A 22,215-nucleotide genomic window follows, 5' to 3' on the forward strand; every position below is an offset into this window, starting at 1 on the left:
TCACTCCTCGATCTGTTTGAATTTGCCCTGATCGACCTGGAGGAGGATGGGCTTGATCGTATCCGCCCGGCGGGTCTTGGTGTTGAACCGGAAAGTCCCTCCCTGGCCTTGGTAGAGCGGGAAGTCCTTGACCTTGCTTAGGGCCTCCTGGATGCCCTCCCTGGTGGGGCTGGTCTTCTCGCCCGCGTAGGCCAGGTTCTTGATGGCCTGGTAGGCAGTGATTTCGAAGTTGCCGGGGACAGTGTGATACCGGTCCTCAAAGCTCTTGACGAAGGCTTTGGCTTTCGCATCCTTGGTGCCTGTTGCCGAAAAGACGCCGGTAATGATAGCCCCTTGGGCGTTCGCTCCGGTCAGGGAGAGGAACTCCTTGGTCTCCTGACCGCCAAAGAAGGGTCCCTTATAGTCCAGTTTGTCCCGCAGGGTGTTGGCGATCAGCGCCCCATCTGGCCCGTAGCCGATGTCCACCACGGCCTCGGGGGCGGCATTCTTGGCCGGGATCAGTATTGGAGTCAGGTCCGTGGAATCGGGCAGATAGGAGGACTGGTAGACGATCTGCACCCCGAGCCGTTCCGCAGCCTCCTTGAAGTACTGGAAGGATTCCTTCCCCCAGTCGTTTTCTATATAGACGACGGAGATCTTCTCGGCTCGCTTGGACACCGCCTCAGCGTTGACTTCCTGGTAAGTTTTCTGCGATATTTGAGGTGTCCATACATGATCACCCGAATTCGTGAAGGTCGGCGAGGAGTTGTTGAAGCCGTAATGGACCAGCCCGGCCTGTTGGAAAATAGGCGATGCGGCTGAAGAGGCCGGCGAGGAGTAGTCGCCCACAACGGCGATGACTGATTTATCGGAGGCGATCTTTGGGGCGACGGCGGCATCCTGTTTGGCATCTGATTGGGTGTCGTAATAGTCGATGTCCAGGCGCTTGCCCTGTATTCCGCCCTTCCTGTTGACCTGGTCCTTGGCCAGGTCGAAGCCCTGCTGGAACATCTTTCCGTACTCGGCGTAGAGACCGGTCTTAGGGTAGATGGCAGCGATGGTCACATGGTCTGACGATCCTGCGGAGGAGCCCTTGTCGCCTCCCAATCCGCAGGCCGACAGCGCTCCGGCCATGGCCATGGTGGTCATGAGGGCAACCATTGCCCTGATGGTGCCACGATGCTGCCGGTGCTGCTTTGATGTGATGACCATGATGTCTCCCTTGGAGTTTGACGGTTGATGTCGGTGGGTTGTTTGTGGTTTCAGACTTGCTTGGGGGCCCGGGTTCCGCTCAGAAGGCGCAGGGCCTCCTCGTCGGCGGGCGTCGGGATGGTGCATGAGGGCGCCAGGAGGAAGGGACGGCCTTGACGGGCCTGGATGGTCTGATCCAATTCCTGGCGGATCTGATCCACGTCGCTGCCCGGATTGAAGAGTTCGAAGTCGGCTCCTCCCACGGGTACCGCTGGAAAATCGGTGCTGATTTCAGGATTGCCTGGGCGGAACTGGTCCCAGTGGAGAAAATCGGGATTCAGGTCGGTGAATTCTTCGGGATGGGCATCTTCCCGGCAGGTATGCACCAGGACCAGGGCTTCCGGATTGGCCTGTCTGACCGCTTGGATCACGATCCGGTCATAGGGCTTGGCCCATTCCTCCAGTTGCGCCTGGTTGAAGTAGCCATGGCTGGCCAGACCCGTCTCGGCGAAGAAGATGCCGTCCAGACCAGCCCCGCCCTGCTCCTTGGGGCTGACCAGCAGAGCTGCGTAGTCGGCAAGGGTCCGGGCGATCTTGTCCAGCGCTGACTTGGCCGCCTCGGGCTGGTCGAAGATCAGCGTCTGTCTGTTCAGGCCCCTGTCATTCTCCTGCGCGGAGCCCTGCCCGTCGGGATAGAGGGGGAGATCGGCCAACTGAAGGAGGACTGAGAGCGGGGAGAAGACCGTGTCGATGACTGCTCGGTCCTCAAGGCCGTCTCGGATGCCTCTGGCAGCTTGGATCTGCTCTTGGAGCACCTTGTTGGTTTCGGGGTCGCGATAGTCGATGCGGGCGATATCCCCTGCCTCCTGGATGGCCGTGCGGACGGTGCGCGGGATCAGCCAATCATAGTGATCCTTGTCGTAGACTGCGTCCCAGACCTCGGCGTAGTAGATGGCCCTCGGGTTGATCTTGACCCAGTCCCAATCCCACTTGCGAACGAAGTCCAAGGTGGCTGCAGCAAAATTCTCAGCACCGTACTCGTGTCCGATGTGGTGCTGCCAGGCAGAGGTCAGCCAGGGGCGGCTTGTCTGGCCCTGGGCTATCTGGTGGAACTGGGTTCTTCTGTCTTCTGTCATTGCATGCTCATTTCCTGGTATGTGTTCTATGAACGCCCGGTCAGGTGTCCAGGTAGTTCCGGTGCCCTTCGTCCGGAAACAGGGCTTTGGAGATTCCCCTTCCCAAAGCTCTTGTCACATAAAACCCCCAGGAAGCAGGCCCGTCAACGACCTGGCATATAGGTAATATCTATCGCCGCTAATCGTCCCCTGACCCTGCACGGGTCTTGCGAAAGCTATAGGAAAAGCTGATAGGGGGTCAGACAGGACTTCGCAGTCACCTTGATGCCCTTGCTTTGCTATCTGAGTATGACCGATTGATGATCGCCAAGGGCGACAGGGGGCATCTCAGGTCTGTCATGGCTCCTGCTCGGGAGAGGCCCTCATAAGGGGACGATGATACAGTGAATTGCATGTCTGACGTATCCTCCAGAGACACCATTCCGACCTTTGCCGATATCACCACTGTGGGTGTGGGCGGGAGCATGGCCGCCTTCGTTCAGCCCCAAAGCCGTGTGGGCATGATCGAGGCTGTGGAGGACGCGGATTCCAAGGGGCTGCCCCTCTGCCTGATCGGCGGGGGATCCAACCTGCTGGCCTCCGACCAGGATTTTTTCGGTGTGGTTGTGCGTGACACCCGTCAGGACATCAGCGTGCCCGACGAGGTGGCTCCGCCTGAAGGTGGTGCTCCCGTCGTCCACATCAACGCAACGGCTGGGACCAACTGGGATGATCTGGTCTCCTACTGCGTGCGCATGCACCTGATCGGGGTAGAAGGCCTATCCGGCATCCCCGGGACTGTCGGGGCCTCGGTGGTCCAGAACATCGGCGCATACGGCCAGGAGGTCGGCCGCCTGGTCGACTCGGTCGAGGTCTGGGACCGCCAGGACAAGGTCACTGCCTATCTGCGGGCCTCTGATCTGGATTTCGGATACAGGACCTCCCTGCTCAAGCAGACCATGTATCAGGCGCCGGCTGTGCCCGACGCACGGTTCTTCCCCACGCCGCGCTACGTGGTCCTTTCGGTCACCCTGGTCCTGCGACATGGGTCCGCCGCTCAGGTGGGTTCCGCCCAGCTGGCTAAGGCCTTGGGTGTGGAGGTCGGGGCAACCCTTCCCTTGGAGCGGATCCGCCGGGCGGTTCTGACCGTCAGAGCAGGCAAGGGGATGCTGGAGGATCCCTACCGGTACCTGACCGATTGGATGGGATCCTGCCGTCGAACCTCCGACCTGGAAGAAGCTCTGGAGGCAGTCCAGGATGACCTTCACGGCCCCAGGGGCGAGCGGGTGCTGCTTGATCGTCACAGCTGCGGAAGTTTCTTCACCAATCCGATCATCAGCCCTGAGGCCGCGGATGCCCTACCGGCGGATGCCCCACGCTATCCTGTCGAAGACTCGGCGTTGGTCAAGACCTCAGCGGCTTGGCTGATCGATCATTCAGGCTTCCACAAGGGATTCGCCCTGGAGGAGGCGTCGGCTGCCGCCCTGTCCGACGTGCACACACTGGCTTTGACCAACCGCGGAGGTGCCGGGTCCGATGACATGGTGGCCCTGGCTCGTGCCATCCAGAAAGGCGTGGATTCCACCTTCGGCATCCGCCTGATTCCCGAGCCCGTTACCCCAGGCATCGACCTGGCTTGGTAGCTCCTGCTTTCACCTGATGAGCGTATTTCGGTTTTGTACGGCACCATATCCTATGATTACTGGCCGGAGTGGGACTCGTGAGTCGGGAGCAAGATGGAGTTATTCAGGAAGAAATCGGTTGAACAGACCCTGGCAGAGACCGGGGAGGAGGGCAGGTCCCTCAAGCGGACGCTGACCACCTGGGACCTGGCCATCATGGCCGTCGCAGTGGCCGTGGGCGCCGGCATCTTCTCGGTGGGAGCCCAGGCAGCGGCCTTCCATGCGGGTCCGGCCGTCATTATCTCCTTCGTCATCGCAGGCATCGTCTGTGCGGCGGCCGTCATGTGCTACGCGGAGTTCGCCTCCATGATCCCGGTTTCAGGTTCGGCCTACACCTTCACCTACAACACCATGGGCGAACTGGTGGCCTGGATCATCGGATGGGACCTGATTCTTGAGATGCTCATGGCCGCGTCGGTGATCTCCAAGTACTGGGGTGTCTACCTGAACGACTTCATCCACCTGATGGGCGGCACTTCCTTCAGCTCCAGCTTCCATGTAGGCGGCCTGGATGTGGACTTGGCCCCGTTGGCGGTCGTCACCCTCTTCACGGTCCTTCTGGTCCTGGGCACCAAGCTTTCAGCCCGGTTCGACGGTGCCCTGACCGTCCTCAAGATCGGTATTGTGGTCTTCGTCATCGTGGTGGGCTTCTTCTACGTCAAATTGGACAACTACCGGCCCTTCATCCCGCCCTCTGAGCCTGCTTCTGCCGTTCCGGGTGCCAGCGTGCCAGGGATCATGGGCCAGCCCCTTTGGCAGTGGGTTTCAGGCATGCAGCCCACCATCTACGGTATCCCCGGCATCCTCTCAGGCGCGGCCCTGGTCTTCTTCGCTTTCGTAGGTTTCGATATCGTCGCCACCACCTCCGAGGAGGCCAAGGAGCCCCACAAGACCATTCCCCGCGGAATCGGCCTGGGTATGCTGATCGTCATCACCCTGTACATCCTGGTCGCCATCGTCACCACCGGCATGGTCTCCTACAAGGATCTTGCCAAGGCCAAGAACCCCTCACTGGCCACCGGTTTCGAGATGGTGGGGGCTCCCTGGGCTGCCAAGATCATCTCCTTCGGCATCGTGGTGGGGCTGACCACCGTGGTCATGGTGCTCTTGCTGGGGCTGACCCGCATTGTCTTCGCCATGAGCCGCGACGGGCTTCTTCCGCGTGCCTTGTCCCGCACCGGCCGCCATGGCACGCCGGCCCGCATTCAGATCCTGGGTGGCATCGTGGTTGCCGTGGTGGCATCCTGCTTCCCCATAGACGTCTTGTCCGACATGGTCAACATCGGCACGCTCTCGGCCTTCCTGCTGGTGGCCATCTCCCTGCCCATCATGCGCAAGCGCCGGCCTGACCTGCCCCGGTCCTTCAAGATGCCCGGCAACCCTTGGGTGCCCATTCTGATCGCCCTGGCCTGCCTCTGGCTCATGCTCAACCTGACCGTGCTGACCTGGATTCGATTCGTGGTCTGGCTGGCTGCAGGCCTGGCCATTTACTTCGGCTATTCCTACCGGCACTCCCTGCTCGGTCGTCATCAGCTCAGTGGGAAGATATCCAAGGCCACCCAGGCGGGTCTGGACTGACCTGGAGCGTCGGCGCTGCAGTGTAGAGTGAATATTCGCATACTCAGGAGGTAACCCATGACCTACGTCATCGCTCAGCCCTGTGTGGACGTCAAGGACAAGGCCTGCGTGGACGAATGCCCGGTGGACTGCATCTACGAGGGCGTCCGTTCCCTCTACATCAACCCCAACGAGTGCGTGGACTGCGGCGCCTGCGAGCCGGTCTGCCCGGTGGAGGCTATCTTCTACGAGGATGATCTGCCCGAGGAGTGGACCTGGTACAAGGATGCGGCGACTGATTTCTTCGCCCAGGTGGGGGATGCCGGCGGCGCTGCTGCGGTCGGCCCTTACGATCATGATCCGGAGGGTGTGGCAGCCCTGCCCCCAAACAAGTAGTCGATTCAGGCTGACGAGCCGCGGATGGGAGCCATCCCTCCGCGGCTTATTTATACGAGAAAGGCTGACCATGGGTTTTCACTCCTTCGAATCCCCCTACGACTGGTCGAGGATTGACTCCTATCGGTGGCGTGCTGAGCAATGCCCCGGCGGTCTGGTCGATCTGTCGGTGGGTTCGCCGGTGGACCCTGTACCCAGGTCGGTCAGGGATGCTTTGGCTGCCGCTTCGGATGATGGTCAGGCACGAGGTTATCCCAAAACTGCCGGTGATGGATCTCTGAGGCAGGCCGCGGCCGACTGGTTCCGTCGTCGCCGCGGGGTAGATCTGAATGCTCTTGGCGCGGATCTGGTGCCCACGGTCGGATCCAAGGAGGCGGTGGCGCTCATGGCTTCCCTTCTGCATCTGGGACCGGGGGACCGGGTGGTGCAGCCGACGGTATCCTATCCCACCTATGCCATCGGAACCCAGCTGGCTGGGGCCAAGGTGACGACCGTGGACGATCCGACTGATACGGATTCATGGGTGAATCTGCTCGGCGTGCGAGCAATATGGATCAATTCGCCAGGAAACCCCAGTGGGCGGATCATGGACCGAGCCGGGCTGGCGAAGATTGTACGGGCGGCCCGTTCGATAGGTGCCACGGTCCTAAGTGACGAGTGCTACGCCCTCCTGGATTGGTCAGAATCCGCCCGGGTCGGGCAGGATGTGCAAATCACCGCCTCGCCCTGCATCCTGGAGCCCCAAGTCTGTGGCGGCGATGCCAGTGGGATACTCTGCCTGTACTCAATGAGCAAGCAGTCCAACATGGCCGGATACAGGGCAGCTTTGGTGGCGGGAGATGCTCATCTGGTAGAGGCCATGACCGCCTACCGCAAGCAGATGGGGCTGATTGTGCCAGGTCCGGTGCAACGGGCCATGCGGGCCGCCTTGGAGGATGGCGATGCTGTGATGACCCAGCGCGAAGTCTATGCCCGTCGCCTGCATGCCTTGGCTGAAGGTCTCAGATCTTACGGATATGATGCCGTCATGCCGCAGGGCGGCCTATATATCTGGGCACAAGCCCGCTCGGGCGACTGTTGGGCCGATATGGCAGACCTATCCCGTCTGGGTATTCTGGCCAGTCCCGGGGAGTTCTACGGGGATGGCCACTATCTGCGATTTTCGTCAACCATCACTGACGAGCAGCTGGAGCTGGCCTTGGGGCGTCTGCGGAGCGCCGCTTAGAGGCCCATGCTGACCGAGCCCTTGCCATAGCGGCTCCTGATGGAGTCCATGGTGGCCTCTGCCTGATCCAGGCGCTGGGCCTCGCTGCCGGTGCGGCGTTTGCTCTCGTGGATGATGTCATCCAAGGATGGCTGGATGGGAGTGTCTTCCACCCGGCTCAGACCGGATGCGCTGACACCGGCCAGGCGGATCAGCCTGGGCAGGGGCGTGTCCATGGGCACACCATCGGGCAGCCCCAGCATGGCCTTGAGCAGACCGACTGCTTGCGGATAGATGCGGTTGGCTGAGTTGACCGGGGTCTCCAGGGTGTGGGCCTTGGTCATATAGCGCAGGTCATCGAAGCGTAGTTTGACGGTGATGGTTCGGGCGATCAGGTCGTGCGATCGCAGTCCGGTCGCCACTTCGTTGCTGCAGACGCGCAGGAGGTCGCAGACCTGCTTCATGCTGGTGGTATCGTGCAGAAAGGTGCGTTCCGCGCCTAGGGACTTCTCTGGCGCTCGCGGCTGGACAGGATCGTCGTCCAGACCGTGGGAGGCCTGTGCCAGCTTCCTGGCTGTAAGGTTCGAACCTGTGGCCCGAGTCAGATCCCGCTCGCTCATGGTAGCCAGGTCGGCCACGTCCTTGATGGCCCAGGCGTTGAGCCGCTTCTCCAGGGCCGGTCCGATGCCGGGGATGCCGCGCAGGGGCATCAGCTGGACGAACTCGGCCTGTCGGGCCTTGGGAATCAGCAGCATGCCGTCGGGCTTGGCGTTGGTGGAGGCCATCTTGGCTACCAGTTTGTTGGTGGCGATGCCCACCGAGCAGGTCACGTGGAATTGGCGGGCTACGCTGGCTCGAATCCACCGGGCTATGGCCGTAGGCATGCCCCAGCGCATGAGTGCCCCGGACACGTCCATGTAGCACTCGTCTACTGAGACTTGCTCGATCTGATCAGTAATTCGTGAGAAAACCGTATCAAATATCCTTCGTGAGATATTCCGGTAATAGGTCATGTCGACCGGGAGGAAGACCCCTTGAGGGCACAGTCGTTCGGCACGTGCCAGAGGCATGGCCGAGTTGATGCCGAAAGCCCGGGCTTCATAGCTGGCCGCAGAGACCACCGAACGCCGTCCGGTGCCGATGATGACCGGCCGGCCCTGCAATTGAGGGTGTCGGGCGACTTCGCAGGAGGCGTAGAAGGCATCCATGTCAATGTGCAGCACCGTGCAGCCGGTCTCGTCATGTCCCCAGTCTTTCTTGGCGGCTGCAAGCCTTGGTGCGGTACTCATGGCTCCATGATAGAAGGGGGTCCCAGAGGAACATGCAATAAATTATTCTCAGTCGTAAATTCTTGGAAAATAATTACATTTATGGTTTTTATCCATGAAAATGAACGAATCCGCCCTGTGCTGCATTGCACCCCTGTCGCACCGGCGAGTCAGGTCGGTCTATCATGGTATTCTATTGTTTTGTTCTCGAGACTTTGGGACTAGGGTCCTGAATCGGGAGCCTGCATGGAGACGTGCCTGAGTGGCCGAAAGGGGCACCCTGCTAAGGTGTTGACTGCGCAAGCGGTCCAGGAGTTCGAATCTCCTCGTCTCCGCCTGATGACCGGTGATCGCTGATCTTGCACGATCGCCGGTCTTATTCATTACTGGCGTTCATTGCCAAAGGTGCTTATTCCCATATCCTTTGTGGAGCTCGGGCCTGGAAGGTCACGGTCTACATGGCGGAAGAGCGACGGCGTGCGGCATGAGCCTGTCCGGCGGGTAAGGCTGCAACCGAGCAATGGTTGCATGGCCCTCCCGACAGTCATGAGGCAGACGAAGCCTGGTCCCCGGACAGGGGGATCAGCCTGCGGCCTTCGCCCAATGCGTTCGGCTGGACCCGGCCTTGCAGAAGGTCGTCCAGCCTACTATGGAAGGCTGGCACTGCGGCGGGCTCCAGGTCGTAGGTCAGCTGGACCCGATCCGTGAAGTCCTCGGTCTCCACCTGTCCCCCGGAGGTGCGGATCAGACGGCGCAGGGGATCGTACTCCGGATAATCCACGGTGATCGTGAATCGCTGGGTCGGGAGCACACGTGCCTGCTTTGCCGCCTTGAGTGCCAGGGAGGCTGCTGAGGAGTAGGCCCGGATCAACCCCCCTGACCCGAGAAGGATCCCTCCGAAGTAACGGGTCACCGTCAGGACACAGTCCGTCACCCCCTGCCGACGCATGACCTCAAGTATGGGCTTACCGGCCGTCCCGGAGGGCTCTCCGTCATCGCTCATGCGCTCGCTGGTGCTGCCCTCCGGTCCCCAGATCGCGCAGTGGCAGACGTGCCGGGCCTTGGGGTGCTGCACACGGACCTCTTGGACGAAGGCCATGGCTGCCTCCTGATCCTCCACATGGCAGGCCTGGCCGATGAACTCGGACTTCCGCTCAGTCAGAGAGCCCGTAGCCGGTTTCTGCGGCGTATCCAGTATGGTGAGCAATCGGCTTGCCTCCTATGCTTATCGTCTCCTCGGTTCTTGCATTATCTCCATGCTAAAGGGGATCTCGGGCCGGGTCTTATATCAAGGAGGCGACCTAAGCTGACCGCATGACCAATCCCCAGGACCAATCGGAAACCGAATCCCCATCACCCGGCAAGCCCCATGAGGCTCTGACCGTTTTTTATGAAAGGCTCAGGCACTCCACAGATACGGCCGAGCTGCACGAATTCGCCCGTAGCCCCCTGCCCGACAGGTCCGACCAGGCCGCCTTCTCACGCTTCACGGCACTGCTGGAGGCGGTGGCTGGCAATGAGCACACGCCGGTGGAGGACAGGGTCTACCTGGCGCAGACCATGCCCTTCCCCAACATTCTGGTCAAGCTCTCCCAGGATTCCAGCGCAGACGTCCGCCGGGCGGTGGCTGCCAACAAAAATGACAAGAACTGGCTGGCCGGTCTGCTCACCAAGGACCAGGACGCCGGAGTCAGGGCTGCTGCGCTGACCAATCCCATGACCTCCTGGAAGATGCGTCTGGAGGGTGCCCAGGATGAGCGCACCGATGCCGATACCCTGGACTTTCTGGGGGCCCTGGGCACTCGCGACGAGCAGAATGCCCCCCTTGTGCTGGCCGCCATGGTCCGCCGGGCGGTGGCCCTGAATCCCAACACCGGGCAGGCGACCCTTGAGGCTCTGCGCAAGGACCCTGATGGGCAGGTGGCACGGGCAGCCGCCTCGCGCTGAAACTTAGGGCGACGCGAATTTTGACGAACGGCACTCAGGCGTTACAATAATGGACTGTTGTGTTTCCCTAAGGGGTCCTCAAAGCGCTTTTCCCACTCGCCGTCTAGGACTTTAAGGGAGCCCACGGAATACATGGCTTTCGGCCAGCATGGCAACATGCGGTGCGGAGAGCCCGAAACACAATGCAAGGAAAAGGTTGAATCGTGAAGACTTTCACCCCGAAACCAGCCGATCTGACACATGACTGGTATATCGTCGACGCCTCCGGTGTGGTGCTGGGGCGTCTGGCAGCCCAGGTGGCCGATCTGCTGCGCGGCAAGAACAAGCCCACCTATGCGCCCTACGCCGACTCCGGCAACAACGTCATCGTCATCAATGCGTCCAAGATGGTGCTGACGGGCAACAAGAACGACAAGGTGCTCTACACTCACTCCGGCCGTCCTGGCGGCCTGCGTCGCGACTCCTATGGGCAGTTGATGGAGCACAACCCCGAGCGCATCATCACGACGGCGGTCAAGGGCATGCTGCCCAAGAACAAGCTGGCCAAGGTCCAGCTGACCAGGCTGCGGGTCTTCGCAGGCGAGGAACATCCTCACACCTCTCAGCAGCCCATTGAGTACAAGATCCATCAGGTCGCCCAGCAGGCCAAGTAGGACCAGAGGAGATAATCACCATGGCTGACAACAACAACAGCTCCGCGGTTCTTGAGGCCGAGGAGACCAGCGCTTCCTACACTTCCGAGACCAACGCCGGTGCAGGTACCGGCACCTCCGCCATTGAGCCGGGCTACGGCACCGGCCGCCGCAAGGAGGCAGTCGCCCGCGTTCGTCTGATTCCGGGCTCTGGCAAGTGGAGCATCAACGGACACACCCTGGAGGAGTACTTCCCCAGCAAGCTGCACCAGCGCGAGGTCAACTCACCCATTGTGCTGCTCAAGCTCGAGAACAAGTTCGATGTGGTTGTGCGCGTCGAGGGCGGCGGCGTGACTGGCCAGGCCGGCGCAGTCCGTCTGGGCGTCGCACGTGCCCTGAACGCCATCGATAGGGACGCCAACCGTCCTGCCCTGAAGAAGGCGGGGTTCCTGACCCGTGACGCCCGCGTGGTGGAGCGCAAGAAGGCCGGTCTGCACAAGGCCCGTCGCGCCCCGCAGTTCTCCAAGCGCTGACGTCCGCAGTTTCTTCCATCCCCGAGGTTCCCCCGGACCTTGGGGATTTTTCATGCCTGGATTCATGCCTGGACGGCCCAGTCTGAAGTGAACGGCAAAGTGCACGTTCGGGTGCGGAAAATGATCAGAAAAACCACGAATTCCCACACGACACGCTTCAAGCGAACGTTCGCTCATCCTGGGGCTCAATGGTGCCCCCTCTGGTCTATATTGTGACTTTCGTCACGTTATGACGGATGCCTTTCGTGGACAGGCACGGTCTGAGACCGCCTCAGACTTTCTGCTGGCCCTCATCGGTATTCGCGGAACATGAGGAGGGCCAATATCTTGGCTGGAACGCAGAAACAGAAGCATGACCATCAACTGAAGGAGCCAGAAGCCGGCAGGGAAGGCGCCCGGGCCGACAGCACTGAGCTGGCCCGCCGGGAGGTGGATGCCCTGGTCGTCCGAGCGCAGTCGGCTTTGCACGCCTTTGAGGAGCTCGACCAGGAACAGGTGGATCGGATCGTGGCCAAGGCCTCGATCGCGGCCCTGAACCAGCACCTGCCCCTGGCACAGATGGCCGTCGAGGAGACCGGACGAGGCCTGGTGGAAGACAAGGCCACCAAGAACATCTTCGCCTGCGAGCATGTGACCAACTACCTGGCCAGGCAGCGCACTGTGGGCATCATCAGTGAGAACGATGTGGACGGCATCATCGAGGTGGCCGAGCCGGTGGGAGTCGTGGCTGGCGTGACCCCGGTGACCAACCCCACCTCGACAGCCATCTTCAAATCGCTGCTGGCCCTGAAGACCCGCTGTCCCATCGTCTTCGGATTCCACCCCTACGCCCAGCGCTGCTCGGTGGAGGCGGCAAGGATCGTCCGCGATGCCGCCATCGAGGCAGGCGCACCGCAGGATTGCATCCAGTGGATCGAACACCCCTCGGTCGAGGCCACCGGCGCGCTCATGCAGCACCCCGGAGTGGCCACCATTCTGGCCACCGGCGGTACCGGTATGGTCAAGGCTGCCTACTCCTCGGGCAAACCGGCCTTGGGCGTAGGTGCAGGCAATGCCCCAGCCTATGTGGATCGCAGGGTCAATGTCCCACGGGCCGTCAACGACCTGATCCTGTCCAAGCATTTCGACTACGGCATGATCTGCGCCACAGAGCAGGCCATCATCGCCCATCAGGATGTGCATGACCGGGTGATCGAGGAGATGAAGCGGCGCAAGGCCTACTTCGTCAACCCTGAGGAGAAGGCCAAGCTGGAGGAGTACATGTTCGGCGTGCGGGCTCATGCCGGTGCTGATGCTCCCGCTCCCAGGCTCAACTCCGAGGTTCCGGGCAAGTCCCCCCAGTTCATTGCCCGCCAGGCCGGCTTCGAGATCCCCGAGGATGCGACCATCCTGGCAGCCCAATGCGACCAGGTCGGCCCCATGGAACCCCTGACCCTGGAGAAGCTGGCTCCGGTGCAGGCCGTGCTCAAGGCCAGCAATAAGGAGGAGGGCTTCACCCTCTGCGAGCAGATGCTGCGCTACGGCGCCGGGCACACGGCGGCCATCCATACCGATGACGAGAGGCTGGTGCGCGAGTACGGCCAGCGCATGCACGCCTGTCGGATTGTCTGGAACCAGCCCAGCTCCCTGGGCGGCATCGGCGACATCTACAACGCCATCGCCCCGTCCCTGACCCTGGGCTGCGGGTCCTACGGCGGCAACTCGGTCTCGGGGAACGTCCAGGCGGTCAATCTGATTAACATCAAGCGGATTGCTCGGAGGAACAACAACATGCAGTGGTTCAAGGTGCCGGCCAAGACCTACTTCGAGCCCAACTCCGTCCGCTACCTGCGCGACATGTTCGGCATTCGACGGGCCGTCATCGTCTGCGACAGGGTCATGGAGCAGCTGGGAATCGTCGACAAGATCATCGATCAGCTGCGGGCCCGGCCTGAGCCGGTCACCTTCCGCATCATTGACTACGTAGAGCCGGAGCCCAGCGTCGAGACGGTGGAGCGCGGCGCGACTATGATGCGTGATGAGTTCGGCCCCGACACCATCATCGCCGTGGGCGGCGGCAGTCCCATGGACGCGGCCAAGATCATGTGGCTGCTCTATGAGCATCCGGAGATCTCCTTTGCCGATGTCCGCGAGAAGTTCTTTGACATCCGCAAGCGGGCCTTCAAGATTCCGCCCCTGGGCACCAAGGCCAAGCTGGTCTGCATTCCCACCTCCTCGGGCACAGGTTCGGAGGTCACCCCGTTCGCGGTCATCACCGACCATAAGACCGGATACAAGTACCCCATCACCGACTACGCCCTGACCCCCAGCGTGGCCATCGTTGATCCGGTTCTGGCCCGCACCCAGCCCAAGAGGCTTGCCTGCGACTCGGGCTTCGATGCCCTGACCCATTGCATGGAGGCCTTCGTCTCGGTCTACGCCAACGACTACACCGACGCCATGGCCCTGCATGCAGCCAAGCTGATCTGGGACAACCTGGAGCCTGCCGTGGGCACCGCGGGCGGCGAGGTCAAGGTACGCGCCCAGGAGAAGATGCACAATGCGGCGACCATGGCGGGCATGGCCTTCGGCTCGGCCTTCCTGGGCATGTGCCACGGCATGGCGCATACCATCGGAGCCCTCTGCCATGTGGCCCATGGGCGTGCCAATTCCATCCTTTTGCCCTATGTGATCCGTTACAACGGATGCATCCCGGACGAGCCGACCAGCTGGCCCAAATACAGCGAGTATGTGGCCCCGGAGCGCTACAGGCAGATGGCCCATGTGCTGGGTATCGAATCCGCTACTCCCGAGGAGGGGGTGGAGCTCCTGGCCCGTGCTGTGGAATCCTACAGGGACGAGCGCCTGGGCATGGATGCCTCCTTCCAGGCTGCCGGAGTGGATGAAGACCTCTACTGGCAGTCCTTGGACCAGATCGGCATGCGGGCCTATGAGGACCAGTGCACGCCCGCCAACCCCCGCATTCCGTTGATTGAGGACATGAAGGACATCGCCGTGGCCGCCTATTATGGGGTCAGCCAGGAGGAGGGTCACCGGATGAGGGCGGCCCGCCAGGGCGAGGATGTGGTCTAGGAGGCCTCCCAGCGGGCCTGACAGGGCCGGAATTGAGTCGAGGGTTCCCCTGGAAGTGGTGCGACACGCCCGGATTCTTCTAGGGGAACCCTCGTGCTTTAATAAGAAAGTTGCCTGTTTTGGGCTCGCATTTTGTCAATCACAATAGCGGGTGCAGCGAGGAGTCCCATCCCCACGGGATTCTCCACGGCTGCGCATGGATCCGGCTGAGGCCTGTCGGGAGGAATGTCTCCTGTGGCTGCCGTTCCGTGCCCTCGAAACAGACTGGGTAATCAGTTCATAGATCGCTAGAAAGGGCGGACGGCAATGGCGGGACAGAAAATCCGCATCAGGCTAAAGTCCTATGACCACGAGGTCATCGACCAATCGGCGAAGAAGATCGTCGAGACGGTGACGAACGCGGGCGCAACTGTGGTTGGCCCCGTTCCGCTGCCGACTGAGAAGAACGTGTATGTCGTCATCCGTTCTCCTCATAAGTACAAGGACTCCCGTGAGCACTTCGAGATGCGCACCCACAAGCGCTTGATCGACATCGTGGATCCCACGCCCAAGGCGGTGGATTCGCTGATGCACATCGATCTGCCGGCGGACGTCAACATTGAGATCAAGCTGTAGGGGAGGAGGAAACCGCATGGCTGAAGAGCAGAGGAACCGCAAGGCTCTCCTGGGCCGCAAGCTGGGCATGTCCCAGGTCTGGGACGAGAACGGCTTCTTCGTCCCGGTGACCCTGGTGGATGTGTCCACCAACGTGGTGACCGCGGTCAAGAATGAGGAAAAGGACGGCTACCAGGCCATCCAGATCGGCTACGGACAGATCGACCCCACCAAGGTGAGCAAGCCACTGGCTGGACACTTCGCCAAGGCCGGAGTGACCCCGCGTCGCCACCTGGTCGAGGTCCGCACCGCCGATGCCGACAGCTATCAGCCCGGCCAGGAGCTGGGCCTGGATCTGCTGCCCGAGGGCAGCGAGGTCGATGTGACCGGCACCACCAAGGGCAAGGGCTTTGCCGGCACCATCAAGCGTTGGGGCTTCAAGTCCTACCGCCGCACCCACGGCTCGCATAAGAACGAGCGCCGTCCCGGTTCAGTGGGCGCCTGCGCCACGCCCAGCCGCATCCTCAAGGGCAAGCGGATGGCCGGCCGTATGGGTCATGACACCTCGACCGTCCAGAACCTGACCATCGTCTCCGCAGATGCCGAGAAGGGCGTCATCGCCATCAAGGGTGCCCTGCCCGGGCCCCGCGGCGCCATCGTCCTGGTTCGTTCGGCAGTGAAGGGAGCCTGAAACCATGGCTAAGTTGACTCTGAACATCACCGACGCCCAGGGCAAGAACACCGGGACCGTGGATGCACCCGAGCAGATCTTCGGCATCGCCGAGGAGGATGTCCGCTCGCATGTGCCGCTGATCCACCAGGTGGTCGTGGCCCAGCTGGCTGCGGCCCGCCAGGGCACACACTCGGTCAAGACCCGGTCCACCGTCTCCGGCGGCGGCCGCAAGCCTTGGAAGCAGAAGGGCACCGGTCGTGCTCGTCAGGGCTCCATCCGTGCTCCCCAGTGGACCGGTGGCGCCATTGTCCACGGCCCGCAGCCGCGTGACTACTCCCAGCGCACCCCTAAGAAGATGAAGGCCGCAGCCCTGCGCTACGTCCTGTCCGACCGGGTCAACGCCGGACGCGTGCACGTGGTCGACTTCGGCATTGGCGAGACCCCGTCCACCAAGGCCGCCAAGGCAGCACTGCTGCCCCTGGTCGACAACCGATTCACCACCGTCGTGCTGTCCCGCGAGAACATCAACGAGTGGCTCTCCGTCAGGAACCTGCCCACCGTCCATGTCCTCTTCGCCGATCAGCTCAACACCTACGATGTGGTCACGGCCGAGGATGTCGTCTTCAGCAAGGATGGCTTCGATGCCTTCCTAGCTGTCAAGGGCGGCGCCAAGTCCGAGACCGTCAAGGAGGCCTGATTTTCATGGCAGCTATTCACAAGCCAGCGCACGACATCATTCTGCGCCCGGTCGTCTCCGAGAAGAGCTACGCCAATTCGGACCGTGGCCAGTACACATTCGTGGTGGACCCTGATGCCAACAAGGTCGCCATCAAGCAGGCCATCGAGCAGATCTTCAATGTGAAGGTCACATCGGTCAACACCCTCAATCGGCAGGGCAAGCGGACCCGGACCCGTACGGGCTGGGGTCGTCGCGCCGCTGAGAAGCGCGCCATCGTCAAGGTGGCCGAGGGCCAGTCGATCGATGTCTTCGGTACCAACAACTGAAGGCTAGCCGAGAAAAGTTAAGGAAGAACTAGATTATGGCTATCCGTACATACAAGCCGACGACCGCGGGCCGTCGCAACGCCTCGGTTTCGGACTTCGCCGAAATCACGCGCTCCAAGCCCGAGAAGTCGCTGGTTCGCAAGCTGAGCAAGACCGGCGGACGTAACTCCTATGGTCGCGTCACCAGCCGCCACCGTGGCGGCGGGCACAAGCGCCAGTACCGTCTCATCGACTTCCGTCGTTGGGACAAGGACGGCGTGCCCGCCAAGGTGGCTGAGATCGAATATGATCCCAACCGCTCGGCCCGCATTGCCCTTCTGCACTTTGCAGACGGCGAGAAGCGCTACATCATCGCCCCGCAGGGCATCAAGCAGGGCGACGTCATCGAGACTGGCCCCCAGGCCGACATCAAGCCCGGCAACAACCTGCCTCTGCGCAACATCCCCACCGGCACCATCGTCCACGCCATTGAGCTGCGGCCCCTGGGCGGTGCCAAGATCGCTCGCTCGGCCGGTGCTGCCGTCCAGCTGGTGGCCAAGGACGGGGCCTACGCCCAGTTGCGTATGCCCTCCGGCGAGATTCGCAACGTCGACTCCCGCTGCCGTGCAACAGTGGGCGAAGTCGGCAACAACGACCACGCCAACGTCCAGCTCGGCAAGGCAGGACGTGCCCGCTGGATGGGACGCAGGCCTATCACCCGTGGTGAATCCATGAACCCGGTCGACCACCCGCATGGCGGACGCACCCGTGGCGGCAAGCCGCCAGTGTCTCCCTGGGGCAAGGGCGAGGTTCGCACCCGCAGGCCCAAGAAGGCCTCCAACAAGATGATCGTGCGTCGTCGTCCAAATGGTAAGAACCGCAAGTAAGGGAGTGTCGGAAAGATGACTCGTAGCATCAAGAAGGGCCCATTCGTCGACGCCCACTTGCAGAAGAAAGTCGACGAGCAGAACGAGAAGGGCACCAAGAACGTCATCAAGACCTGGTCCCGTCGTTCCATGATCACCCCGGACTTCATCGGGCACACTTTCGCTGTGCACGATGGCCGCAAGCATGTCCCGGTCTTCGTCACCGAGGCAATGGTCGGCCACAAGCTCGGCGAGTTCGCCCCCACCCGGACCTTCAGGGGTCACGTGAAGGACGACAAGAAAGCACGCCGCTGAGGCGAGGGAGAGTAGAGACACATGGAAGCTAAGGCAATTGCACGTCACGTTCGCGTGACGCCTCGCAAGGCTCGCCGCGTCGTCGACCTCATCCGAGGCAAGCAGGCGACCGAGGCCGTGACCATTCTGAAGTTCGCCCCCCAGGACGCGGCCGTTCCGGTCCGCAAGTGCCTGGAGAGCGCCATCGCCAACGCTCGTGTCAAGGCGGACAAGGCCAATCAGCCCTTCCGCGAGAACGAGCTGATGGTTCGTGAGACCTACGTGGACGAGGGAACCACTCTGAAGCGGTTCCGTGCCCGCGCCCAGGGTCGTGCGGCCCGCATCAACAAGCGGACCAGCCACATCACCGTCGTGGTGGCCGACAAGGAAGGAGCCCGATAATGGGGCAGAAGATCAACCCGTTTGGGTACCGACTCGGCATCACCGAGGAGCACCGCAGCAAGTGGTACTCCGACTCCAACAAGGCGGGGGAGCGTTACAGCGACTTCGTGCTTGAGGACGACAAGATCCGCAAGGAGATGAACAAGGACCTGGAGCGCGCAGGCGTCTCCAAGATCGTCATCGAGCGGACCCGTGACCGTGTGCGCGTCGACATCCACACCGCCCGGCCGGGCATTGTCATCGGCCGTCGCGGCGCCGAAGCCGAGCGTGTTCGCGCCAAGCTGGAGAAGATCACCGGCAAGCAAGTCCAGCTGAACATCTTCGAGGTCAAGAACGCCTCCATTGATGCACAGCTGGTGGCTCAGGGCATCGCTGAGCAGCTGACCAACCGCGTCACCTTCCGCCGGGCCATGCGCAAGGCTCAGCAGGATGCCATGCGGGCAGGCGCCAAGGGCATCAGGATCAAGCTGTCCGGCCGCCTGGGTGGAGCCGAAATGAGCCGCTCGGAGTTCTACCGCGAGGGTCGTGTGCCCCTGCAGACTCTGCGCGCCCTGATCGACTATGGCTTCTTCGAGGCCAGGACCACCTACGGTCGAATCGGCGTCAAGGTCTGGATCTACAAGGGCGATATGACCGAGCGTCAGTTCGAGGAGCAGCAGGCTCAGCAGAACAACCGCCCCGGTCGGCGCGGCGATCGTCGTCCTCGTCGTGGCGTCCGTCCCTCCGAGGGGCGTACCCGCCGCGAGCAGGATGCAGCCAAGCAGAACAGCGGTGTGGCCACGCCGCCGGCGGCGACTCAGGAGCAGACCGCCTCGGCACCCGTCGCAACCGAAGCAAAGGAGTGAGCCGTGCTTATCCCAAAGAGGACTAAATACCGCAAGCAGCATCGTCCGGGTCGTTCGGGCATGTCCAAGGGCGGCAACGAGATCGCTTTCGGCGATTACGGCATCCAGGCCCTGGCTCCGGCTTACCTGACCAATCGGCAGATCGAGGCGGCCCGTATCGCCATGACTCGGTACATCAAGCGTGGTGGCCGAGTCTGGATCACGGTCTTCCCGGATCGCCCCCTGACCAAGCACGCTCTGGGATCCCGAATGGGTTCCGGCAAGGGTGCGCCCGAGTTCTGGGTGGCCAACGTCCGTCCCGGCCGGGTGCTCTTCGAGATTGGCGGCGTGAGCGAGGATGTGGCCCGCGAGGCCCTTCGCCGCGCTACTGACAAGCTTCCCATGAAGTGCCGGATTATTGCACGTGAAGGCGGTGACATCTGATGTCAGTCGGAACAGCCGAGTATTCCATCAAGAATCTGAATGAAAAGACCAATGCGGAGATCGAGGATTTCCTGAAGAAGTCCAAGGAAGAGCTGTTCAACCTGCGCTTCCAGTCGGCCACCGGTCAGCTGGAGAACACCTCCCGCCTCAAGGCCGTCAAGCACGACATCGCCAGGATGTACACCGTTCTGCGTGAGCGCGAGCTGGGCATCAGCCAGGAGCCCGCCGAAGCAAAGGCCGAGAGCAAAGCTGAGGAGAAGTAAGCATGGCTGACAAGCAGGAGCGCAACTTCCGCAAGGTTCGCAGCGGCTACGTCGTGTCCGACAAGATGGACAAGACCATCACCGTAGAGCTGGAGCAGCGTTCGACCCACCCCCTTTACGGCAAGGTCGTCCGCAGCAACCGCAAGGTCAAGGCCCATGATGAGAAGAACGAGGCCCATGTGGGCGACTTCGTGAGTATCATGGAGACCCGTCCTCTGAGCAAGACCAAGCGCTGGCGTCTCGACTCCATCGTCGAGCGCGCCAAGTAACAAGTTCGGCCAGGCTCCGCATTTCATCCCGCCCTGGTGCGGGGTGTCTGCGGAGAACCAGCGCGGCTAAGGAGAATCAATGATTCAGCAGGAATCGCGGCTTCAGGTCGCCGACAACACGGGTGCCAAGGAGATTCTGGCCATCCGCGTGCTCGGCGGGTCGAAGCGACGCTATGCCGGCATTGGCGACGTGATTGTCGCCACCGTCAAGGATGCCATTCCCGGCGGGTCGGTCAAGAAGGGCGAGGTCGTCAAGGCGGTCGTCGTCCGTACGGTCAAGGAGCATCGTCGTCATGACGGCTCCTACATCAAGTTCGACGAGAACGCGGCGGTCATTCTCGGTACCGGCCGTGAACCCCGCGGTACTCGTATCTTCGGACCGGTTGGTCGTGAACTGCGCGACAAGCGCTTCATGAAGATCGTGTCCCTGGCACCGGAGGTGATCTGAAGTGGTAGCCAAGATCAAGACAGGCGACCAGGTCAAGGTCATCCGCGGCAAGGATCGCGGCAAGGAGGGCAAGGTTCTGCGGATTCTGCCCAATGACCGTCTGATCGTCGAGGGTATTCAGATCGTCAAGAAGCATGTGCGGGCTACCCAGCAGGGTCAGGAGTCGGGCATCGTCCCGACCGAGGCGCCCATCCATCGCTCCAACGTGATGGTCATTGACCCGGAGACCAAGAAGCCGACTCGCATCGGCGTGAACATCAAGGAGGAGGCGCGTGACGGCAAGGTCAAGGTCGTGCGCACCCGCTTCGCCAAGAAGTCAGGCAAGGAGCTGTCATGAGCGATACCACCGTTGAAGCACCGGCAGTCCCTCGTTTGCTGCAGCAGTACCGCGAGAGCATCGTGCCCGAGCTGGAGAAGGAGTTCAAGTTCTCCAACCCCATGCAGGTGCCCAGGATCGAGAAGGTTGTAGTCTCCATGGGCGTGGGGGCCGCGGCACGCGACTCCAAGCTGATTGAGGGCGCGGTCAAGGACCTGACGGCCATCACCGGCCAGAAGCCCAAGATCACCAAGGCCAAGAAGTCCGTGGCGCAGTTCCACCTGCGTGAGGGACAGGCCATCGGCGCCTTCGCCACCCTGCGCGGCGTGCGCATGTGGGAGTTCCTGGATCGACTGCTGACCCTGGCTCTGCCCCGTATCCGCGACTTCCGCGGCATCAGCGACCGTCAGTTCGACGGCCAGGGCAACTACAACTTCGGTCTCACGGAACAGTCCATGTTCCACGAGATCGATCCTGATCAGATCGATCACCAGCGTGGTATGGATATCACCGTGGTGACCTCCACCAAGAACGATCAGGAGGCCCGGGCGCTGCTCAAGCAGCTGGGCTTCCCCTTCAAGGAGAACTGATATGGCAAAAACCGCTCTGAGAAACAAGGCGGCACGCAAGCCGAAGTTCAAGGTGCGTGGCTACACGCGCTGCCAGGTCTGCGGTCGTCCTCATTCCGTCTATCGCAAGTTCGGCCTGTGCCGCATCTGCCTTCGCGAGAAGGCCCATCGCGGCGAGCTGCCGGGTGTGACGAAGTCCAGTTGGTAAAGATCGACGCTGAAGGTCCGCGGTCAGGGCAGATTGCTGCCCGGCGGCGGAAACCACGGCGAGGAAGGGCATAAGCCCACATGACAATGACAGATCCCATCGCAGACATGCTGACACGTCTGCGTAATGCGAGTGCGGCCAAGCATGAAACAGTCGACATGCCGTACTCCAAATTCAAGGCGAACATCGCGCAGATTCTCAAGCGCGAAGGCTTCATCGCCGATTATCGCGCCAAGGAGGCGCGCGTCGGGCAGGATCTGGAGATCACGCTCAAGTACGGTCCCGATGGACGCCAGTCCATTCAGGGCATCAAGCGCGTCTCCAAGCCCGGTCTGCGCCGGTACGCCAAGTCGGATTCCCTGCCCATGCCCCTGGGCGGGCTGGGAATCGCCATCATCTCGACCAGCTCGGGACTGATGACCCAGAAGGAATGCCTCGACAGGGGCATCGGCGGCGAAATCGTCGCCTACGTATGGTGAGAAAGG

General features: G+C 61.8%; 28 protein-coding genes and 1 tRNA gene. 25 read left to right on the forward strand and 4 right to left on the reverse strand.

The genetic code is table 11. From position 1 onward, the window contains the following. Window positions 1–1,191 carry an ABC transporter substrate-binding protein gene (locus J3T92_RS01420; RefSeq protein WP_267399384.1) on the reverse strand — a complete coding sequence of 397 codons (1,191 nt, stop codon included), beginning with the start codon at window positions 1,189–1,191 and terminating at the stop codon, window positions 1–3. A gap of 50 nt (window positions 1,192–1,241) precedes the next feature. Beyond that, window positions 1,242–2,306, reverse strand: a complete 1,065-nt coding sequence (locus tag J3T92_RS01425; RefSeq protein ID WP_267399385.1) for a uroporphyrinogen decarboxylase family protein — start codon at window positions 2,304–2,306, stop codon at window positions 1,242–1,244. Window positions 2,307–2,698: 392 nt separating this feature from the next. Between J3T92_RS01425 and J3T92_RS01430 the strand changes: the two genes are divergently transcribed. The 4 genes from J3T92_RS01430 to dapC all read left to right on the forward strand — a co-directional run bounded on the left by J3T92_RS01430 (window position 2,699) and on the right by dapC (window position 7,145). Next, entirely contained in the window at window positions 2,699–3,928 is a 1,230-nt protein-coding gene (locus tag J3T92_RS01430) for an FAD-binding protein (protein ID WP_416378894.1), read from the forward strand. 93 nt (window positions 3,929–4,021) lie between these two features. Next, entirely contained in the window at window positions 4,022–5,545 is a 1,524-nt protein-coding gene (locus J3T92_RS01435) for an amino acid permease (RefSeq protein ID WP_267399386.1), read from the forward strand. A gap of 57 nt (window positions 5,546–5,602) precedes the next feature. Next, complete coding sequence (gene fdxA, locus J3T92_RS01440; RefSeq protein ID WP_015022367.1) at window positions 5,603–5,920, forward strand: ferredoxin; 318 nt, start codon at window positions 5,603–5,605, stop codon at window positions 5,918–5,920. Between the two features lie 70 nt (window positions 5,921–5,990). Further along, a complete protein-coding gene (dapC, locus tag J3T92_RS01445) occupies window positions 5,991–7,145 on the forward strand; it encodes a succinyldiaminopimelate transaminase (RefSeq protein WP_267399387.1) in 1,155 nt (384 codons plus the stop codon). Here the strand turns inward: dapC and dinB are convergent. Next, window positions 7,142–8,413: a DNA polymerase IV gene (dinB, locus tag J3T92_RS01450; protein WP_121914074.1), complete on the reverse strand. Its 1,272-nt coding sequence runs from the start codon at window positions 8,411–8,413 to the stop codon at window positions 7,142–7,144. The genes dapC and dinB overlap by 4 nt on opposite strands. Window positions 8,414–8,640: 227 nt before the next feature. Here dinB and J3T92_RS01455 point away from each other — a divergent pair. Then, window positions 8,641–8,727, forward strand: a tRNA-Ser gene (locus J3T92_RS01455). A gap of 209 nt (window positions 8,728–8,936) precedes the next feature. On the opposite strand, the gene J3T92_RS01460 is transcribed toward J3T92_RS01455, so the two are convergent. After that, window positions 8,937–9,599, reverse strand: a complete 663-nt coding sequence (locus J3T92_RS01460) for an IMPACT family protein (protein WP_267399388.1) — start codon at window positions 9,597–9,599, stop codon at window positions 8,937–8,939. 107 nt (window positions 9,600–9,706) lie between these two features. On the opposite strand from J3T92_RS01460, the gene J3T92_RS01465 reads away from it, so the two are divergent. From J3T92_RS01465 to rpsH, 20 genes are all read left to right on the forward strand, one after another. After that, window positions 9,707–10,339 (forward strand): AbrB family transcriptional regulator, encoded by a 633-nt coding sequence (locus J3T92_RS01465; RefSeq protein ID WP_267399389.1) that lies wholly within the window; start codon window positions 9,707–9,709, stop codon window positions 10,337–10,339. Between the two features lie 203 nt (window positions 10,340–10,542). Next, window positions 10,543–10,992, forward strand: coding sequence for a 50S ribosomal protein L13 (gene rplM / locus J3T92_RS01470; RefSeq protein ID WP_024626794.1), 450 nt, complete (start codon window positions 10,543–10,545; stop codon window positions 10,990–10,992). Window positions 10,993–11,012: 20 nt separating this feature from the next. Next, on the forward strand, window positions 11,013–11,504 hold the full coding sequence (gene rpsI, locus J3T92_RS01475; protein ID WP_015022361.1) for a 30S ribosomal protein S9: 492 nt from the start codon (window positions 11,013–11,015) through the stop codon (window positions 11,502–11,504). A gap of 363 nt (window positions 11,505–11,867) precedes the next feature. After that, window positions 11,868–14,576: a bifunctional acetaldehyde-CoA/alcohol dehydrogenase gene (adhE, locus tag J3T92_RS01480; RefSeq protein WP_416378908.1), complete on the forward strand. Its 2,709-nt coding sequence runs from the start codon at window positions 11,868–11,870 to the stop codon at window positions 14,574–14,576. A 306-nt stretch (window positions 14,577–14,882) separates the two neighbouring features. Then, on the forward strand, window positions 14,883–15,191 hold the full coding sequence (gene rpsJ, locus J3T92_RS01485) for a 30S ribosomal protein S10 (protein WP_006295278.1): 309 nt from the start codon (window positions 14,883–14,885) through the stop codon (window positions 15,189–15,191). A 16-nt stretch (window positions 15,192–15,207) separates the two neighbouring features. After that, entirely contained in the window at window positions 15,208–15,861 is a 654-nt protein-coding gene (gene rplC / locus J3T92_RS01490) for a 50S ribosomal protein L3 (RefSeq protein WP_267399392.1), read from the forward strand. Window positions 15,862–15,865: 4 nt separating this feature from the next. Next, window positions 15,866–16,540, forward strand: coding sequence for a 50S ribosomal protein L4 (gene rplD, locus J3T92_RS01495; RefSeq protein WP_015022358.1), 675 nt, complete (start codon window positions 15,866–15,868; stop codon window positions 16,538–16,540). Window positions 16,541–16,545: 5 nt separating this feature from the next. Then, entirely contained in the window at window positions 16,546–16,848 is a 303-nt protein-coding gene (gene rplW / locus J3T92_RS01500; protein ID WP_015022357.1) for a 50S ribosomal protein L23, read from the forward strand. 35 nt (window positions 16,849–16,883) lie between these two features. Beyond that, window positions 16,884–17,714 carry a 50S ribosomal protein L2 gene (gene rplB, locus J3T92_RS01505; RefSeq protein WP_015022356.1) on the forward strand — a complete coding sequence of 277 codons (831 nt, stop codon included), beginning with the start codon at window positions 16,884–16,886 and terminating at the stop codon, window positions 17,712–17,714. Window positions 17,715–17,729: 15 nt separating this feature from the next. Continuing rightward, on the forward strand, window positions 17,730–18,008 hold the full coding sequence (gene rpsS / locus J3T92_RS01510) for a 30S ribosomal protein S19 (RefSeq protein ID WP_015022355.1): 279 nt from the start codon (window positions 17,730–17,732) through the stop codon (window positions 18,006–18,008). A gap of 21 nt (window positions 18,009–18,029) precedes the next feature. Continuing rightward, entirely contained in the window at window positions 18,030–18,389 is a 360-nt protein-coding gene (gene rplV / locus J3T92_RS01515; protein WP_024626790.1) for a 50S ribosomal protein L22, read from the forward strand. Further along, window positions 18,389–19,234: a 30S ribosomal protein S3 gene (gene rpsC, locus J3T92_RS01520; RefSeq protein ID WP_024626789.1), complete on the forward strand. Its 846-nt coding sequence runs from the start codon at window positions 18,389–18,391 to the stop codon at window positions 19,232–19,234. Before rplV ends, rpsC begins: the two co-directional genes overlap by 1 nt. 3 nt (window positions 19,235–19,237) lie before the next feature. Beyond that, window positions 19,238–19,657 carry a 50S ribosomal protein L16 gene (gene rplP / locus J3T92_RS01525; RefSeq protein WP_015022352.1) on the forward strand — a complete coding sequence of 140 codons (420 nt, stop codon included), beginning with the start codon at window positions 19,238–19,240 and terminating at the stop codon, window positions 19,655–19,657. Next, window positions 19,657–19,920, forward strand: coding sequence for a 50S ribosomal protein L29 (gene rpmC / locus J3T92_RS01530; RefSeq protein WP_015022351.1), 264 nt, complete (start codon window positions 19,657–19,659; stop codon window positions 19,918–19,920). Before rplP ends, rpmC begins: the two co-directional genes overlap by 1 nt. Window positions 19,921–19,922: 2 nt before the next feature. Continuing rightward, window positions 19,923–20,189, forward strand: coding sequence for a 30S ribosomal protein S17 (gene rpsQ / locus J3T92_RS01535; protein ID WP_015022350.1), 267 nt, complete (start codon window positions 19,923–19,925; stop codon window positions 20,187–20,189). A gap of 79 nt (window positions 20,190–20,268) precedes the next feature. Next, on the forward strand, window positions 20,269–20,637 hold the full coding sequence (rplN, locus tag J3T92_RS01540; RefSeq protein ID WP_015022349.1) for a 50S ribosomal protein L14: 369 nt from the start codon (window positions 20,269–20,271) through the stop codon (window positions 20,635–20,637). Window position 20,638: 1 nt separating this feature from the next. After that, window positions 20,639–20,974: a 50S ribosomal protein L24 gene (gene rplX / locus J3T92_RS01545; RefSeq protein ID WP_015022348.1), complete on the forward strand. Its 336-nt coding sequence runs from the start codon at window positions 20,639–20,641 to the stop codon at window positions 20,972–20,974. Next, the gene (gene rplE, locus J3T92_RS01550; RefSeq protein WP_024626788.1) at window positions 20,971–21,543 is read left to right on the forward strand and encodes a 50S ribosomal protein L5; all 573 of its coding nucleotides are present in this window, start codon (window positions 20,971–20,973) and stop codon (window positions 21,541–21,543) included. Before rplX ends, rplE begins: the two co-directional genes overlap by 4 nt. A 1-nt stretch (window position 21,544) precedes the next feature. Beyond that, window positions 21,545–21,730, forward strand: a complete 186-nt coding sequence (locus J3T92_RS01555) for a type Z 30S ribosomal protein S14 (RefSeq protein WP_015022346.1) — start codon at window positions 21,545–21,547, stop codon at window positions 21,728–21,730. Between the two features lie 80 nt (window positions 21,731–21,810). After that, a complete protein-coding gene (rpsH, locus tag J3T92_RS01560) occupies window positions 21,811–22,209 on the forward strand; it encodes a 30S ribosomal protein S8 (RefSeq protein WP_024626787.1) in 399 nt (132 codons plus the stop codon). The last annotated feature ends 6 nt before the right edge of the window (window positions 22,210–22,215 follow it).

Origin of the sequence: Bifidobacterium sp. B4081 (assembly GCF_026537335.1) — a bacterium.
Taxonomy (GTDB): domain Bacteria; phylum Actinomycetota; class Actinomycetes; order Actinomycetales; family Bifidobacteriaceae; genus Bombiscardovia.